Genomic DNA, 17,282 nt, shown 5'->3' with positions numbered 1-17,282 from the left:
TATTTGTATTTACACGATAACATCATTTTATGTCCGTCAGTTTTCGCATCATACCGCCTCGCGGATTGGTCTATGTCCGTTACGAAGGCAACATCAACACCGCAGATAGTGCTGCGACGTTCAACGACTATGCGCACCATCCCGATTGCCGCCCAGGACAGAAACAACTGATTGATCTTGCCTGTGTCACCGGATTTGACGGCGATTTTCCCAAGTTGATGGAATTGCAGGCCCGCAAGGCCGATGTGTTCCTTGCTGAAGGTGTTCAAACTCTGGCTGTCTATTATGCGCCGTCCCCTTTGACCCGCAAGATCGCACAGATGATCGAACGCAGCTGGGAACCTTTTCCCGGTGTTGTCGCTGTAATTCAGGATACCGAAGCCGGCGCGCTTTCGATTCTCGGTATGCAGATGAAAAGTTTTGAAGAACTGCTGGAACACACGGCCTGATCACGCCCCCAATGCGTGGCAGTAAAGAACTCCATAGCGGCCCCGATTGGAACAACAGTCGACCGTGTCTCGAAATTTAGGACAACACATGCCGGCCAGATATAGATTTCTTCCCCAACATGGCTGCCTCTATCTCAGATTCGAGGATCCCTTCCAGTTCGGCAAGGCGGACGACATGGTGGCGACCTTCACTGCGGATAAAGAATTCGAACGCAGTGATACCATCATTTTCGATCTGTCTCAGCTGAAGTCCATAAAGATCGATGTGACTCGCAGTTCGGACAAGGTTATGAAAGTCGGCAGCAACTTCCCCCGCGATGGTGGTAGGATCGTTGTGCTGGCCCCCACTGAAACCAGCGTTTCAATGGCGCAATTATTACGCGGACTATGGGATGGATACCCGCAGGTGACCTTTCAGATTTTCAAATCCGACATCGAATTGTTGATCCATCTGGGGATCGAACAGGACACTTGGGACGCATTGATCGAAGGCGAATTCTCCGAGGGGCAGATCCATAGCAGATCTTAAATCGCGTTGTTGACAGTTTCTTACATGCCTTGCCCCGGCGCAAGCGCCGGGGATGTTCCAGTTCTGAACCTGCTTTACCAGGATAGGGTCTTCATGTTCGGGTCAAACAGGTACTTTTCGACAACCGGCCAGCTACCCATAGTTACACCGTCTATATAATCCTCCAGCGTCAGCCCCGCCGCATTTGAACAGGCCTGACACATGATCACCTGGCCGCCATCGGCCATGAAATCTTTCAGCATATCCTGAATCGATTTTTCGGCGTCGCGCATCAGGCCCGGCACATGGCTTGCCCGCTTCTTGTCGGCCAGATAAACGCCGCGCACATTCAGCCAAAGCACCACTGGTTCGTGCCCGTTCTTAAGCGCCTTTGCATGGGCGAAATGGATCGCCTTGGACGCGGCCCAAGTGTCATCTGTGGTCAAATTGACGAACAGACCCAGTTTGCCTTCCTCGGCAGAAGCTTGCTGAGCCGGTGCGAAAATGGTCAACGCCATCAACGCTATGGCCAAAACAGCCATCGTGATTCTTTTCATGAGAATACTCCTTTGTTGCAACCGCACTTTCCATTGTGACGGTCAAAGCCACCATGATACAGATCAAACCCTCCAGCGCTGGAAGGTTGCTGTGGTTGCACGGCCCCGGTGAGCATGATCTAGTCACCTCAATATACCGACAAAAACGGGAGCCAGCGGCATGTCGATCCCCAAACCTGATTTCACCATTGGCGTGGAAGAAGAATATCTGTTGGTTGACCTCGACACCCTTGATCTTGCCCCCGCGCCGGTCGAGTTGATGACCCGCTGCAGTGCCGAATTGGAAGGCCAGTTCAGCCCGGAATTTCTGGAATGTCAGGTGGAAATCGGTAGCCGCGTTTGCGCGAATGTGGCCGAGGCGCGCGACGATCTGAAACGCCTGCGTTCAACAGTGGCGCGGGTGGCAAAAGACTATAATCTTGCCCCGATCGCGGCTTCTTGCCATCCGTTTTCGGATTGGCGCAATCAGCATCATACCGACAAGGAGCGCTATAACCATTTGCGCGACGATCTGGCCGGTGTGGTGCGGCGCATGTTGATCTGTGGCATGCATGTTCATGTCGGTATCGCTTATGAAGATCAGCGTATCGATCTAATGAACCAGTTGAAGTATTTTCTGCCGCATCTTCTGGCGCTCAGTTCTTCGTCGCCATTCTGGCAGGGAGAAGATACCGGTCTGTCCTGTTACCGCTTGACCGTATTCGACAACCTGCCGCGCACCGGCTTGCCGCCGCAATTTGACAGTTGGTCCAGTTTCGACAGATCCGTTCACGCGTTGGTTGATATGGGATTGATCGACGACGCTTCGAAAATCTGGTGGGATTTGCGCCCGTCGTCGCGGTTCCCCACCATCGAGGCGCGGATATGCGATGTGTCCCCCCGGTTGGAAACCACGCTGACCCTCGCCGCCCTGATCCAATCGTTGACCCGGATGTTGTGGCGTTTGTCACAAAAGAACCAGCGGTGGCGCATCTATGACAATTTCCTGCTTGCTGAAAACCGGTGGCGGGCACAACGATACGGGGTCGAATCCGGGTTGATCGATTATGGCGCGCATGAAATCGTCCCCTTCGATACGCTGGTGGAGGAATTGATAACCCTCGTTGCCGAAGATGCCGCCGCGCTGAATTGCACCGCCGAGGTGGAAAATGCCCGGTTGATCCTGAACCGGGGAACCGCAGCCCAAGTGCAACGACAGATTTATCAAGACGCCATTCATGCCGAAGATACGAAGCAAGACGCTCTGAAACGCGTCGTCAAACATCTGATCGAAGAATATCACGCCGATCTCTGACTGCGCGAAGTGGCCGCCTACCATCGCCCAAATCTGTATGCATCAGGCGCATCAGAAAACACTTTGCCGAAACAAGAGATACTCTGGTGAAACCTGCAAAACTTCTGTAGCATTTCATAATTAAACATACGTTCAATAACGTTGAGACACGCCATTTGGGAGGAGACGAATGGATTTCGCACTGACCGAGGAACAAACCGCCATTTTCGATATGGCGAAAGCGTTCGGCGAAGAAAAAATCGCCCCCTTCGCGCTGGACTGGGAAAGACAAGGGACCATCCCCAAAGACCTTTGGACCGAAGTCGGTGCCTTGGGATTCGGTGGTATATATGTATCAGAGGAAAGCGGCGGTTCGGGATTATCACGGTTGGATGCCGCGCTGATTTTCGAAGCGTTGTCGATGTCCTGCGCATCGGTCGCGTCTTTCCTGTCGATCCACAACATGTGCGCCAAGATGCTGGACAGTTTCGGCAACGACGATGTGAAGTCCCGCTATCTGACCCCGGCGATAAGCATGGACACGGTTTTGTCCTACTGCCTGACCGAACCGGGATCGGGCAGCGACGCGGCAGCCCTTAAAACCCGGGCCGAACGCAGCAATGATGGGTATGTGCTGAACGGGACCAAGGCGTTCATTTCCGGTGGCGGCTATTCGGATGCTTACGTCGTGATGTGCCGGACAAGCAATGACGGCCCCAAGGGTATTTCCACCGTGGTCGTCGAAAATGGCGCTGACGGGCTCAGCTTTGGTGGGTTGGAAGACAAGATGGGTTGGAAAAGCCAACCCACCCGTCAGGTGCAATTCGACGATTGCAACGTTGCGGCCAAAAATCTTGTCGGGGAAGAAGGCAAGGGGTTCAAATACGCGATGATGGGGCTTGATGGCGGGCGGCTGAACATTTCGGCCTGTTCACTGGGGGCGGCACAATCTGCCTTGGACAAAACCCTGACCTATATGGGCGAACGCAAAGCCTTCGGAAAATCCATCGACCAGTTTCAGGCGCTTCAATTCCGTCTGGCTGATATGGAAACAGAAATGCAGGCCGCAAGGATTTTCCTGCGGCAAGCGGCATGGAAACTGGATCAGGGCGCACCGGATGCCACCAAATTCTGCGCCATGGCCAAGCGTTTCGTCACCGAAACCGGATCAAAAGTCGCCAATCAATGCCTGCAACTGCATGGCGGTTATGGCTACCTGTCCGATTACGGTATCGAAAAGATCGTGCGCGATTTGCGAGTTCATGAAATCCTTGAAGGCACCAATGAAATCATGCGCCTGATCGTGGCGCGTCAATTGCTGAGCGACCGCGCATGAGTGACATCTCTATCCGTATCGAAGGCCGGGTCGGTCATATCACCCTGACCCGGTCCAAAGCTCTGAATGCGCTTAGCTATGACATGTGCATGGCCACTGAAAAGGCGTTGGATGCCTGGCGGGAAAATGACGATGTCGCGTTGATCGTGATTGATGCCGAGGGCGACAAGGCGTTCTGCGCTGGCGGCGACATTGCCGAAATGTATCGCACCGGGATTGCGGGCGATTTCGATTACGGCCGTAAATTCTGGCGCGACGAATACCGGATGAATGCCAAGCTGGCGGAATATCCCAAGCCGATCATAAGTTTGATGCAGGGTTTCACGATGGGCGGCGGCGTTGGGCTTGGTGGTCATGTCAGCCACCGGGTGGTCTGTGAAACGTCGCAGATTTCAATGCCGGAATGCGGCATCGGTTTCGTGCCCGATGTCGGCGGCAGTTTCCTGCTGGCGCGTGCACCGGGCCGATTGGGCGAATATCTGGGCCTGACCGCTGCACGGATGGGGCCCGGTGATGCGATCTATGCAGGTTTCGCCGATCATTTCATCCCGCAGGACCGTTGGCCCGACCTGATTGCCCGGCTTTGTGAAACCGGCGACATCGCAGTGTTGACCAATATGGCATCCCCTGCCCCTGAAAGCCCGATGGCCACGCAACAGGACGATATCGACGGCCTGTTCGGCGGCGAAGCACTGCAAGATGTGCTGAACCTCCTGCGCGCATCGGACAGCGATTTCGCAGCCAAGACGCTGAAAACCCTGATGCGCAACGCGCCACTGTCGATGGCGGTAACGATCGAAATGATCCACCGTCTGCGCGGCCCGTCGCTCACCATCCGCAAAGCGTTGGAAATGGAATACCGGGTGTCGCACCGGATCATGGAACATGGCGATTTTCTCGAAGGTATCCGGGCGCAGATCATCGACAAGGATCGCAATCCGCAATGGCGTCATGAGCATGACAGCCTGCCCGCCATCGCCGTTTCGAAAATGCTGATGCCATTGGGCAAAGATACACTGAGTTTCAAGGAGGAGAAGACCATGAAGATCGGATTCATCGGGTTGGGCAATATGGGTGGGCCAATGGCCGCCAATTTGGTCAAGGCGGGGCATGAGGTGACGGGCTTCGACCTGACCGCCCCCATGCCCGAAGGCGTCAGCAAGGCCGATAGTGCCACAGCCGCAGTTAATGGCGTTGATGTTGTCATCACGATGCTGCCAAACGGTGATATCCTGCGATCCGTCGCAGATCAGATCATCCCGGCGATGCGACAAGGCGCGGTGTTGTGCGATTGTTCCACTGTTGACGTGGATAGTGCCCGCGCCGTGGCGACTCTGGCCGACGCTGCGGGTCTGGGCGCGCTGGACGCGCCTGTTTCGGGCGGCGTTGGCGGCGCGATGGCCGGAACCTTGACCTTCATGGTTGGCGGCGGCGCAGAGGCTTTCGCCACGGTCGAACCCTTGTTTGCCATCATGGGGCAAAAGGCGGTGCATTGCGGTGCTTCAGGAGCCGGACAAGCGGCCAAGATCTGCAACAACATGATTTTGGGCGTCACCATGATCGCGACCTGCGAAGCCTTTGCCTTGGCCGACAAGTTGGGACTGGACCGGCAGAAGATGTTCGATGTGGTATCGACTTCGTCCGGCTATAGCTGGACGATGAACGCTTATTGTCCGGCCCCCGGTGTCGGGCCGCAATCACCAGCAGACAACGATTACAAACCCGGGTTTGCCTCGGAATTGATGCTGAAGGATCTGCGGTTGTCACAACAGGCGGCAGAATCGGTGGATGCTGACACGCCGATGGGGCAAATGGCCAAGGCGCTATATGAACAGTTCGTCGAAAACGAAGGTGGTAAAGGCATGGATTTCAGTGCCATGCTGCCCCGGTTCGAAAACCGCGGGCGCGATTGATCCATATCATATTCGACCCCGAGCATATTCAGATAAGGTAAATATGAAGAATATGATTGGAGCTTTTAAATGTTTGGAAAAAATGTTGGTTCGGTTGACAAGATTCTGCGTATCGTGATCGGTGCGCTTTTGATTTTTGGCGCATTGATGGGCTATGGAATGTGGATGTGGATCGGGGTGATCCCCTTGGCCACGGGGCTGATGGGAAGCTGCTTGATCTATTCGATCTTCGGCATATCCACCTGCCCCCGGAAATAGCCCAAGACCGGTCTTGTACGGCTCGGATTAGGCCCCGCCCTTGCAACAAGGGCGGGGCCGTTTTATTCGGTCTCTTCTTCTTCCATTTTTTCCACCCGCGCCACCCGGGCGCCGGATTTGCTGGTGGTTACCACCCCGAGTGATTTCAGCTTGCGATGCAAGGCGCTGCGTTCCATCCCGACGAAATTCGCTGTACGGCTGATATTGCCGCCAAAGCGATTGATCTGGGTCAGCAGATATTCCCGTTCGAACACTTCACGCGCTTCGCGCAGCGGCAAGGTGGCCAACGACCCTGTCAGAACGACCCGGTCTTCCTCGGCGGTGTTTTCTTCGCTAGCGGGCAATTCTCTGGCTTCGATCGGACCGCTGCCCTCGCCCAGAATCAAGACCCGTTCGATCAGGTTGCGTAGCTGGCGCACATTGCCTGGCCACACCATCGTTTGCATCAAAGCAGCGGCGTCTTCGCTCAGGATACGTTGTGGTAATCCTTGGGATTTGTTCAGGTTTTCAATAAAATATGCCGCCAGAACGGGAATATCTTCCCGCCGTTCCTCCAACGACGGGACCGCGATCGGCACAACGTTGAGCCGATGATACAATTCCTGACGAAACCGCCCGGCATTAATTTCGGAATCCAAATCGCGACTGGTTGAAGAAATCACCCGCAGATCGACCCGGACCTTGTCAGCACCACCGACACGCTGAAATTGCGGATCGACCAACACGCGCAAAATCTTTGATTGCGATCCGGGAGGCATGTCGGCCACTTCATCGAAATAGATTACGCCGCCATGGGCCTGTTCCAGCAATCCCGGTTCGACCCCGCGTTCCGGTGTTTCACGACCAAAAAGGACCTCTTCCATTCGTTCCGGTTCGATGGTGGCGCAACCCACGGTCACGAACGGCCCGTCGGAGCGGTTGGAATGCGCATGAATATAGCGCGCAGCAACTTCCTTACCGACGCCGGACGGACCCGACAGCATCACCCTGCCGTTGGATTTGGTCACCTTTTCCAATTGTCCGATCATTGCCCGGAACGACGCCGAATTCCCGATCATTTCAGCGTTTTGGAAATCATTTCGGCGCAACAGCTGATTTTCCCGCCGCAACCGCGCCGTTTCCATTGCCCGCCGGATCACCACCAACAACTGATCGATGTTGAATGGCTTCTCGATGAAATCATAGGCCCCCTGCTTGATCGCAGCGACCGCGATTTCGATGTTGCCGTGGCCGGAAATGATCACCACAGGGACATCTGGATTGTCGCGCTTGACGGTCTTGAGAATATCAATTCCGTCCATTTTGCTGTCCTTCAGCCAGATATCGAGGATCAGCAGCGACGGTGGTTCGCGATTTATTTCGCTCATCGCCTGATCGGAGGTGCCAGCCAAGCGGGTTGTGAAACCTTCGTCCTGAAGAATATCCGAGATAAGTTCCCGAATGTCCTTTTCGTCGTCCACGATCAAAATATCACTCATGTCGTCCTCAAATGTATCTTGTTATTTTGCTTATTCAGCGGCCTTGTCCCGGGCTTCGCTCAGCGAAATCCGGATCACAGCCATTGCACCCGCGTGGGCATTGGGTTGGTTGGGATCAAACACCGGCGCATCCTCAAGGATGAGAGTGCCACCATGTTCTTCGATGATCTTCTTCACAATCGGAAGCCCAAGTCCGGTGCCTTCCGATCGTGTGGTCACATAGGGTTCGAAAAGCCGGGACCGGTCTTCGGGTAGGCCGATACCATTGTCGCTGATCCGTAAAACAGCACTGCGGCCCTCGATTTTACTACTGATCTGAATGACCCCGCGATACCCCGTTATATCATTGGAATTCACATAGCTTTCAATTGCTTCCCCGGCATTCTTCAATAGATTTGTCAGGGCCTGATGGATCATCGTTGCATCCAGTTCGGTCAGCAAAGAATCTTCGGTCAGATCGGTGACGAATTCGACATCAGGCTGACCGGATTGTTGCAACAGGACCGCATCCTTGATCAACTGCGTCAGGCTTTCGGGCCGCCGTTCGGGTTCTGGCATCCGGGCAAACTTTGAAAATTCATCAACAATGCGCCTCAAGTCATTGGTTTGACGAACAATTACTTCGGTCAACTGTTCCAGTCCTTCGGCCTCTGAAGGGTCAAGTTGACAGCTGAACTTACGTTTGATCCGTTCGGCGGACAGCTGAATCGGGGTCAGCGGGTTCTTGATTTCATGGGCAATACGACGCGCCACATCGCCCCAAGCGGCCATCCTTTGTGCCGTGACCAGATCGCTGACATCATCAAAGGCGACAACATAGCCTTCCAGCAAACCGTCTTCGTTATACCGGGTGGCCATTCGCACCAGCAGGTTTTCCAACTGCCCCCCCCGAGTCACTTTGATTTCTTCCTGCACCGAATGCAGTTCGCTGTATTGCAACCGTGCGAACAAAGTGCTGAATTCCGGCACCGCGACGGAAAGTACCACTGACTGCTGGTCTTCGTTCCAATCAAGCAAGCGTTCGGCTGACCGATTGACGAAGGTCACCCGGCCGTCGGAATCAAGCCCGACCACGCCCGATGTAACCGAACTGAGCACGGAATCAAACAGCCGACGGCGGCGTTCGATCTGGTGGGTAGTTTTCAGCAGCGTGTCTCTTTGCCCCTTCAACTGACGGGTCATCTGATTGAAATAGCGGCTCAGCATGGCGATTTCGTCATCGCCTTCTTCTTCGACCACCTGCACATCCAGATCGCCTGCACCAACGCGCTGCGCCGCACCGGTCAGCCGCCCGACCGGACGCGACAGCCGTTCGGCGAACCACAGCCCCAGCCAGATCGCCGCCAGAATCAGGATCACCGCGAAGCCCAGATAGATCAGACCGAATTCAAACAGGACCCTGCCCCGTTCGCTTTCGAGTTGTTGATAGAATTGCGCGGTTTCCTGCGTATCGTCCAACAGGCTCAGCAGTTCGCCGTCTACGGCACGGCTGACATAGAGAAACCGGTCGACAAAGGCATCAAGCCGCACTAGGGCGCGGAATTCGTTATTGGCCCAATCCTCAATGATCTGAACGCCTTCGGAACTGGCCAGTTCAATCTGGTCCGGTGTCGGTCGTTCAAAATCGAACAAATAGGATCGGTCGCCACGGGCGCGGATTTCACCGGTTCCGTCAATGACATAGGCTTCTCGTAACCCGCGCTGAATCTGTGTCTGTCCCGATGTCAGAACCTGACGGATATCGGCATCGGTCATGAAGAAGGTGGTTTTACTGGTCTGGTTGATATGGGCTGCCAACGCTTCGACATCGACGGTCAGATCGCGTCGGTGTTCACCCTCATAGGCCTGTGCCGCTTCCAGCGAGGTTCCGACGACTTGCCGCACCCGATCGGAAAACCACCCCTCAAGCCCAATATTCACGGTAAGGGCGGCAAAGATGGCTACCGTTACAGTCGGAAGCAGCGCCAGAATGGCAAAAGCACCAGTCAACCGCATGTGCAACCGCGATCCTGCCGATTGGGCCCGCCGTGCCGAAACCAGCGCCACGATCCGTTGCAGAACCAACGCCGCCACCAATAAAACATAAACGAAATCGGCCAGCAGGATCATCCGCAGGCTGGTCGAGGCGGCACCCTGATCCAGGGGGCCCAGAATCATGAACGTTGCGATCGCCAAAACCGGGCCAAGAACCACAAGACCGATCGTAGCCATGGTTTGAACCCGGCGCTGACGCCGCAATCTACTGATTTTCGCCCAGCCGCGTTTTTTATGTGCCCGGGTTGCCACCCGCTGCCCTCTTCCTGATGTGCCGCTATGCGCGGCTTACCGCTAATTTTGCGGGCCAAGGCGTTTTAGACGCCTATATGCCACGTTATGTTGCGGTTTTACATCAATTTGCGTCGGCGTGTCACGCGAATATCCAGATCGTTGATCTTCTTGCGCAGCGTATTTCGGTTTATACCCAGCAGATCGGCACATTTCGCCTGATTTCCGCCGGTCGCTTCCAGTGCGATTTCAATAAGCGGCTGTTCGACTTCCCGCAGTATCCGCGCATGCAAGCCAGGCGGCGGCAACATGTTGCCATGCAGGTCGAAATAGCGGCGCAAATGCCGTGCAACCGAGGCCGACAATTTTTCAGTATCGCCACTTCCAAGAACCGGTTCCATTTCGGGTTGGTTCCCCAACACCATTTCAACTTCGGACCGGGTGATTTCTTCTGCCCGCGAGGTCAGAACCAATCGCCGCACCGCGTTTTCCAACTGCCGAACATTGCCCGGCCAGCTATAGGCGCGCATCAATTCCACAGCTTCCGACGACAAGCTGCGCGATGGCGCCCCGTCACGTTCGGCGCGCAGCAGAAAATGTTCTGCCAGAAGCGGGATGTCTTCAACCCGTTCGCGTAATGACGGCACCTGAATCGTGGCACCGCTGAGGCGGTAGTAGAGATCCTGCCGCATCTTCCCCTTGTCCAGCGCGTCGGACAGATCGTTCTGGCTGGTGGCCATGAATCGGGGAACGTGATCGCCGGGATTGTCCATCATCCGCACGATACGGGCTTGAATGTCCGCGTCGACATCGCCGATTTCATCGAAAAGAACCGTCCCCCCCTTGACCCGTGCCAGAACCCGTGCCGGGCCTTCGATATCTTGCAAATCGGCCGCTGTAACGGTGATGAAGGGCAAGGTGCGGCGGTCGGAAAAGTCGTGAATCGCCCGGGCGATCAAAGACTTTCCGGTACCCGATTCCCCAGCGATCAGCACCGGCAGGTCGGTATTCATCACCCGCGCAACCAACCGGTAAAGCGACTGCATCGCGGCCGTACGTCCGACCAGAGGCAGATCGTCGGGACGTTCTTTTTCCTGCTCTACCTGGGCCGCAGGAGAAGCACGGCGGCGCTGTTCCAGCGCCTTGGCGGTCCGCTTCATCAGGTCGGGAAGATCGAATGGCTTGGGAAGATAATCATAGGCTTCTGCCTCGGCCGCCTGAATGGCGGTCATGATCGTGTTTTGGGCTGAAATCACGATGACCGGCAGGCCGGGGCGATCCTGAGCAATCTTGGGCAGCATTTCCAACCCATTGCCGTCTGGCATCATCACATCCGAAATCACCACATCGCCTTTGCCTTCGCCTACCCATCGCATCAGCGTGGTCAGCGACGACGTGGCGTGCACCTTGCATCCCGCCCGCGTCAGGGCCTGAGTTAAAACCGTACGGATCGTACGATCATCATCTGCGACAAGGACTGTACCGTCCATTAGCTGCTCTCCTTTTTATTGCGCCGAGCGGGGTCGGGCGCCATTGGAAGGGAAATTTTAAACACCGTGCGACCGGGCACGGAATCGACGGATATCCATCCGTCATGGTCGGATATGATTTTGCTAACCAAGGCCAAGCCCAATCCGGTGCCGTTTTCACGCCCCGACACGAAGGGATCGAATATATCGCCCTTGATATCGTCAGGAAGGCCGGGACCGTCATCGATGATTTCAATCTGCAAAGGTAACGATTGCCCGGTGCCATCAGCGCGACGCAGCCGGAAGGAATGTTCATAGAAAGTGTGCAGGCGAATGGTTCCGCCCTTTTTATCCGCCGCTTCCGAGGCGTTCTTAATCAAGTTCAAAACCACTTGAAGCAGTTGATCGGGATCGCCCATCGCCATGGGAAGCGACGGATCGTAATCTTCGACGATCTTCATATGCGCCCCGACCCCTAGTAAGGAGGAACGGCGAGCACGATCCAGCACATCATGGACATTGACCGGAACCCGGTGCGGTTCGCTCAGATTTCCAAACTGTTCCACTTGTTCCAACAGCTTCACGATACGGCGGCTTTCGGCCACGATCAGATCGGTCAGTTCCATATCTTCGGCGCTCAGGCTCATTGACAGCAACTGTGCCGCCCCGGTGATGCCTGCCAAGGGGTTCTTGATCTCATGCGCCAACATTTCGGCCATGCCGATAGCCGATTTTGCTGCCGATTTCACCGAATGGCTTTGGGTCATGCGACCGGCCAATTCGCGCGGGGAAATCAGGAAAATCATGTATCCGGGCCGGCCCTGCAACGGCGCAATCTGCAAGTTGCAGTGCAACGGTGCCCGGCTGCCGGTGCCGACATCCACATCGTTGACGAAAAGCGGGGAATTGCTGCTTCGGGCACGCTCAAAAGCTTCTTCAAGCGGTGCATCTATCATGACCCGATCCCAGAGCGGTTCGCCTATAATTGTCTTCGAGGACGCATTCAGGAAACCTTCCGCTGCCGAATTGATATCGGTGATCTTGTCCTGTGGGTCGACGATCACGCCCGGGATCGGGAGAGACGACCAAATCATATTGTCTTCGTCATCTTCAATCATGCCGCTTCTTGCTCCGATTCTAACATCGCTTCAGACAATTCAACGATTACCCTTGCCGGGTCGCGTTGCGTCAGAATGGTACGGCGACGGCCAGACCCGGTTCCGGCTGCGTCCATGTACCAGCCCAGATGTTTACGCGCGACGCGCAGGCCCAAATCCAGACCGTAGAAATCCAACATCGCCTGGTAATGGGCGACCACCATATCGGCCAGTTCCCGTCCTTTTGGTATATGCGGTGGCGTATGACCGAATAAATCGGCGGCCACCTGCGCCAACAGCCACGGCCGCCCCTGCGCGCCGCGCCCGATCATCACCCCGTCGGCACCGGATTGTGCCATCGCCCGGCGGGCATCATCGGCCGAACAGATATCCCCATTGGCGATGACCGGAATCGACACCGCATCTTTTACCGCCCGGATCGCCGCCCAATCGGCGCGGCCTTTGTAAAACTGGCACCGGGTACGGCCATGAATGGTGATCATGCGGATACCTGCATCTTCGGCCCGTTTCGCCAATTCTGGCGCATTTAGCAAATCATCGTCCCAACCGAGACGAGTCTTGAGCGTAACCGGAAGATCAACCGCATCCACGACGGCTTCGATCAGGGTCAGGGCATGGTCCAGATCTTTCAGCAAAGCCGACCCGGAGTAGCCATTCACCACCTTCTTTGCCGGGCATCCCATATTGATGTCGATGATCCGGGCGCCGTTGTCTTCGACCATGCGTGCGGCCAGCGCCATCCATTCAGGGTCACGCCCGGCCAACTGAACAGCGGTGTTGGCCTTTTCAAAACCAAGTTCGGCCCGTTCCCGCACACCGGGCTTGGCCTGCACCATTTCCTGACTGGCGACCATTTCACTAACCACCAGCCCAGCACCGAAACTTGCCACCAGATCACGGAACGGCAAATCAGTAATTCCTGCCAGCGGAGCCAAGAAAACCGGGGGAGAGAGAATGTTGTCAGCGAGCGTCAGAGACACATGCCTAATCCTTGTGCATTTGCCTCTGGCTACCTCAGTACCGAGGCAGCATCAATGAAACCCGCCCAGTTTTATACCTGCGCCCTTATGTTCGCCTAATTATTGGGCATTCAGGCCGCATCCATCGGATGGATTGCCCTTCGGGTTCACAACACCTATGCACAGACATGCTTAAAACAAGTTCATTCCAAGGGACCGGAGCGATATGAAGACCGCCGCTTTGATTGTTGCTGCGGGCCGTGGCATCCGGGCCGGCGGCGGCCAGCCCAAGCAATGGCGTGCGCTGGCCGGACGCCGTGTAGCGGACTGGACGTTGCAAGCTTTCGCGAACCATGGCGCGATCGATCTGATCGTGCTGGTTATCCATCCCGACGATTACGGTCAAATTGCTGATTGGGCAGATCATCACAAGATCCGAATCTGCCACGGCGGTGCGACTCGAGTCGCTTCTGTTCGAAATGGGCTGGAAACGCTGACCAAAGACGGGATCGGTAAGGTTCTGATCCATGATGTTGCCCGCCCTTGTCTTAGCCCGGATCTGATCGGTGCGGTCTTGGCTGCGCTGGACACCCATCTCGGTGCAGCCCCGGCCCTGCCGGTGGTCGACGCGCTTTGGCAGGGGGCGGATGGATTGGTGCAGGGCATGCAGGACCGCAGCGGGCTATTTCGGGCGCAGACGCCACAAGGGTTCGATTTTGCAACACTATTGGCGGCGCACCGCACGCATTCAGGGGGGGCTGCCGATGATGTCGAGGTCGCCCGCGCTGCTGGTATCGAGGTTGCCATCGTTCCGGGCGAGGACCAAAATCTAAAAATAACCCGGCCCGAGGATTTCATCCGGGCCGAAAACATTCTGCGGGGTCAGATGGATATACGATTGGGCAATGGATATGACGTGCACCGTTTCGGCGACGGCGATCATGTGATTCTGTGCGGTATCGCGGTGCCGCATGATCGTGGGCTGCAAGGCCATTCCGATGCCGATGTCGGCATGCACGCGGTGACCGATGCCATTTACGGTGCCTTGGCCGAAGGCGACATTGGTCGGCATTTCCCGCCGTCCGATCCGCAATGGAAAGGTGCGGCAAGCGAAATTTTCCTGCGCCATGCGGTCGATTTGTCAGTCTCGAAGGGATATGCGATCGGCAATGTCGATTGTACGCTGATCTGCGAATATCCCAAAATTGGCCCGCACGCCGCCGCGATGCAGCAGGAAATGGCCCGGATCATGGGGCTGGCCCCTGACCAGGTATCGATCAAAGCCACCACCAGCGAACGGTTGGGCTTTACCGGTCGCGGTGAAGGCATCGCGGCGTTGGCAACTGCAACATTGGTGAAACCATGACACATCTGATTGCGACTTTTTTCTATGTCGGCCATCTGCGCCCTGCCCCCGGCACTTGGGGATCGCTGGCCGCCCTGCCCGTTGGCTATGCGGTTTACATTCTGGGTGGTGTGCCGCTGTTCTTGATCGCAACCGTTCTTGTTTTTGCTCTTGGATGGTGGGCAACAGCGCAGGAAACCGCAGGCAAGCACGACCACGACCCCAGCGAAATCGTGATCGACGAAGTCGCCGGTCAATGGATTGCGCTGGCCCCCGCCCTGATCGGCGCGGCCCATGCCGGGGCGGATGTTCTGGCGCTTTGGCCCGGCTGGGTCACTGCCTTTTTGGGGTTTCGCCTGTTCGACATCTGGAAACCTGGCCCCATCGGATGGGCCGACCGGCGTGGTGACGCGTTGGGCGTGATGTTGGATGACGTCATTGCTGGTGTTTTCGCAGCCGTTCTTGTGGTAATCGGTGCCGGTATTTCACACGGGGTTTTGGGGCTATGAATGCCACCTCAGACGTCCTTGACCGTTACCGGACTTTGGGGCTGCATATTGCCACCGCCGAAAGCTGTACCGGCGGTTTGGTGATGGCCGCGTTGACCGATGTGCCGGGGTCTTCCGACGTGGTCGATCGAGGTTTTGTCACCTATACCAATGCCGCAAAAGTGCAGATGCTGGGCGTGGCGCAAACCACGCTCGACACTTATGGCGCAGTGTCGGAACAGGTTGCCCAAGAAATGGCCGAAGGGGCGCTGGCCCGGTCTGACGCCGATGTCGCGGTAGCCATCACCGGCATCGCCGGTCCGGGAGGGTCCGAATTCAAACCCGAAGGGCGTGTCTGCTTTGGCATCGCAATCAAAGATCACGCCACGGCAACAGAAACCATTGAATTCGGCCCGTTGGGGCGGGCGAATGTGCGCGCTCAATCCGTTCAAAAATCACTCGACTTGCTGCTTAATGCAGCAGACATTTAACGATTATAATTTCAACATTACGCCATTTAGTAGCTTAATTGGCGGTCAGTTTTAGAAATGAGTTATTTTTAACCTATTAAAAGGCAAGTCGCTTCTTTCTTTTGCATCAATTCTTCGATTGATCCACGCCAACCAACTAGGGGAGGATGGATTAATGAACGGAGCGGATACCGCTTGGATCATCGTTGCAACGGCTCTTGTGCTGTTCATGACGTTGCCCGGACTGGCGCTGTTTTACGGTGGTTTGGTGCGCGCGCGCAACGTGCTGAGCGTTTTCATGCATTGCTATGCCATCGCCTGTTTGATGAGCGTCTTGTGGTTCATCGCGGGCTATTCCATCGCCTTTGGCGATGACAATGCCTACTGGGGTGGATTGGGCAAAGCCTTCCTTGACGGCATCAATGCCGACAGCTTGTCGGGAACATTGCCCGAAGTGCTGTTCTTTGCCTTCCAGATGACCTTTGCCATCATCACCCCGGCACTGATCGTCGGCGCATATGTCGAACGGATCGGCTTTGGTTTCGTGCTGTTATTCTCGGCTCTCTGGATGCTGCTGGTCTATGCGCCGGTTACACATTGGATCTGGGGCGGCGGTTTTCTGGCCGATGGCGGCATCTTCGGCGAAACCGGCGTCAAAGATTTTGCCGGTGGTATCGTTGTGCATGAAACCGCAGGTATCGCGGCGCTGGTTCTGGCCGTCATGCTGGGCGCACGCCGCAATCAGACCACGCCGCCACACAATCCCGGCTATGTCATGATCGGCGCTGCGATGCTCTGGGTCGGTTGGTTCGGCTTCAACGGGGGGTCGCAGCTGGCCGCTGATGGCGGCGCTGCAATGGCGCTGACCGTGACCCATATCTCGGCCGCCACCGCGTCGCTGAGTTGGGCTTTGTGGGAACGGATTAAATTCGGCAAGGCATCGCTGGTAGGGCTGGTCACTGGCACTATCGCTGGTCTTGCCTCGATCACCCCAGCCAGTGGATTCGTAGGTCCCGTTGAGGCGCTGATCATCGGCGCAATCGCCGGGGTTCTGTGTCAGGAAATGGTCAACGTGATCCGCAACAAGCTGCACGTCGATGATACGCTGGATGTTTTTGCCGTACATGGTGTCGGTGGCATCTTCGGCACCATTATGATTGCCGCTTTCGGCGCAGGTTCCTGGGTGGCGCAACTGGGCAGCCTGGCCATCGTCGGGGCCTTCACCTTGGGGGGCTCGATCATCCTTGCCAAGCTGGTTGGCCTGATCACCCCGTTGCGGGTGGATGCAGAAACCGAAACCAACGGCCTGGACCTTAGCGTTCACGGCGAACGGGCCTATGATCACCGATCCTGACCGGTCCTGAAATTACGCGTTCGACGGGCCCGGTCAGGGCCC

Annotated in this window: 16 protein-coding genes and 1 pseudogene; 11 read left to right on the top strand and 6 right to left on the bottom strand. The window is 56.2% G+C overall.

Annotation, left to right across the window (positions count from 1 at the left end; genetic code table 11):
* The first annotated feature begins 29 nt into the window (after positions 1 to 29).
* Positions 30 to 449 (top strand): hypothetical protein, encoded by a 420-nt coding sequence (locus TG4357_RS00935; protein WP_058260993.1) that lies wholly within the window; start codon positions 30 to 32, stop codon positions 447 to 449.
* A gap of 88 nt (positions 450 to 537) precedes the next feature.
* Complete coding sequence (locus TG4357_RS00930) at positions 538 to 978, top strand: hypothetical protein (protein WP_058260992.1); 441 nt, start codon at positions 538 to 540, stop codon at positions 976 to 978.
* Positions 979 to 1,052: 74 nt separating this feature from the next.
* On the opposite strand, the gene TG4357_RS00925 is transcribed toward TG4357_RS00930, so the two are convergent.
* Complete coding sequence (locus TG4357_RS00925; RefSeq protein ID WP_074646786.1) at positions 1,053 to 1,514, bottom strand: DsrE family protein; 462 nt, start codon at positions 1,512 to 1,514, stop codon at positions 1,053 to 1,055.
* 160 nt (positions 1,515 to 1,674) lie between these two features.
* Between TG4357_RS00925 and TG4357_RS00920 the strand changes: the two genes are divergently transcribed.
* The 5 genes and pseudogenes from TG4357_RS00920 to TG4357_RS00900 all read left to right on the top strand — a co-directional run bounded on the left by TG4357_RS00920 (position 1,675) and on the right by TG4357_RS00900 (position 6,294).
* On the top strand, positions 1,675 to 2,808 hold the full coding sequence (locus TG4357_RS00920) for a carboxylate-amine ligase (RefSeq protein WP_058260991.1): 1,134 nt from the start codon (positions 1,675 to 1,677) through the stop codon (positions 2,806 to 2,808).
* A 169-nt stretch (positions 2,809 to 2,977) separates the two neighbouring features.
* Positions 2,978 to 4,123 (top strand): acyl-CoA dehydrogenase family protein, encoded by a 1,146-nt coding sequence (locus TG4357_RS00915; RefSeq protein ID WP_058260990.1) that lies wholly within the window; start codon positions 2,978 to 2,980, stop codon positions 4,121 to 4,123.
* Positions 4,120 to 5,067 (top strand): annotated as a pseudogene (locus TG4357_RS19965) (enoyl-CoA hydratase/isomerase family protein); the annotation flags it as partial. The gene TG4357_RS00915 and the pseudogene TG4357_RS19965, both read left to right, overlap by 4 nt.
* A gap of 96 nt (positions 5,068 to 5,163) precedes the next feature.
* Positions 5,164 to 6,036 (top strand): 3-hydroxyisobutyrate dehydrogenase, encoded by an 873-nt coding sequence (gene mmsB, locus TG4357_RS19960; protein WP_058261149.1) that lies wholly within the window; start codon positions 5,164 to 5,166, stop codon positions 6,034 to 6,036.
* A gap of 69 nt (positions 6,037 to 6,105) precedes the next feature.
* The gene (locus TG4357_RS00900) at positions 6,106 to 6,294 is read left to right on the top strand and encodes a YgaP family membrane protein (protein WP_058260989.1); all 189 of its coding nucleotides are present in this window, start codon (positions 6,106 to 6,108) and stop codon (positions 6,292 to 6,294) included.
* Positions 6,295 to 6,356: 62 nt separating this feature from the next.
* Here TG4357_RS00900 and ntrX read toward each other — a convergent pair whose 3' ends face one another.
* The 5 genes from ntrX to dusB form a co-directional block, all read right to left on the bottom strand.
* Positions 6,357 to 7,772, bottom strand: coding sequence for a nitrogen assimilation response regulator NtrX (gene ntrX / locus TG4357_RS00895; protein ID WP_058260988.1), 1,416 nt, complete (start codon positions 7,770 to 7,772; stop codon positions 6,357 to 6,359).
* Positions 7,773 to 7,802: 30 nt separating this feature from the next.
* Complete coding sequence (locus TG4357_RS00890) at positions 7,803 to 9,983, bottom strand: sensor histidine kinase NtrY-like (protein ID WP_082644040.1); 2,181 nt, start codon at positions 9,981 to 9,983, stop codon at positions 7,803 to 7,805.
* Between the two features lie 173 nt (positions 9,984 to 10,156).
* Entirely contained in the window at positions 10,157 to 11,527 is a 1,371-nt protein-coding gene (locus tag TG4357_RS00885; RefSeq protein WP_058260986.1) for a response regulator, read from the bottom strand.
* Positions 11,527 to 12,624, bottom strand: coding sequence for a two-component system sensor histidine kinase NtrB (locus TG4357_RS00880; protein WP_058260985.1), 1,098 nt, complete (start codon positions 12,622 to 12,624; stop codon positions 11,527 to 11,529). Before TG4357_RS00880 ends, TG4357_RS00885 begins: the two co-directional genes overlap by 1 nt.
* Positions 12,621 to 13,604 (bottom strand): tRNA dihydrouridine synthase DusB, encoded by a 984-nt coding sequence (gene dusB, locus TG4357_RS00875; RefSeq protein ID WP_058260984.1) that lies wholly within the window; start codon positions 13,602 to 13,604, stop codon positions 12,621 to 12,623. Before dusB ends, TG4357_RS00880 begins: the two co-directional genes overlap by 4 nt.
* 205 nt (positions 13,605 to 13,809) lie before the next feature.
* Here dusB and TG4357_RS00870 point away from each other — a divergent pair, with 205 nt between their 5' ends.
* The 4 genes from TG4357_RS00870 (at position 13,810) to TG4357_RS00855 (ending at position 17,240) form a co-directional block, all read left to right on the top strand.
* Positions 13,810 to 14,949, top strand: a complete 1,140-nt coding sequence (locus TG4357_RS00870) for a bifunctional 2-C-methyl-D-erythritol 4-phosphate cytidylyltransferase/2-C-methyl-D-erythritol 2,4-cyclodiphosphate synthase (protein WP_058260983.1) — start codon at positions 13,810 to 13,812, stop codon at positions 14,947 to 14,949.
* Positions 14,946 to 15,437: a phosphatidylglycerophosphatase A family protein gene (locus TG4357_RS00865; protein WP_058260982.1), complete on the top strand. Its 492-nt coding sequence runs from the start codon at positions 14,946 to 14,948 to the stop codon at positions 15,435 to 15,437. The genes TG4357_RS00870 and TG4357_RS00865 overlap by 4 nt, the downstream gene beginning before the upstream one ends.
* The gene (locus tag TG4357_RS00860; protein ID WP_058260981.1) at positions 15,434 to 15,907 is read left to right on the top strand and encodes a CinA family protein; all 474 of its coding nucleotides are present in this window, start codon (positions 15,434 to 15,436) and stop codon (positions 15,905 to 15,907) included. The genes TG4357_RS00865 and TG4357_RS00860 overlap by 4 nt, the downstream gene beginning before the upstream one ends.
* A 154-nt stretch (positions 15,908 to 16,061) precedes the next feature.
* Positions 16,062 to 17,240, top strand: coding sequence for an ammonium transporter (locus tag TG4357_RS00855; protein ID WP_058260980.1), 1,179 nt, complete (start codon positions 16,062 to 16,064; stop codon positions 17,238 to 17,240).
* Positions 17,241 to 17,282 lie beyond the last annotated feature (42 nt).

The sequence above is a fragment of the Thalassovita gelatinovora genome (assembly GCF_001458355.1).
In the GTDB taxonomy this organism is placed as follows: domain Bacteria; phylum Pseudomonadota; class Alphaproteobacteria; order Rhodobacterales; family Rhodobacteraceae; genus Thalassobius; species Thalassobius gelatinovorus.
Note: the sequence above shows the minus strand (reverse complement) of the source record. Positions and strands in the feature narration are given on the sequence as shown.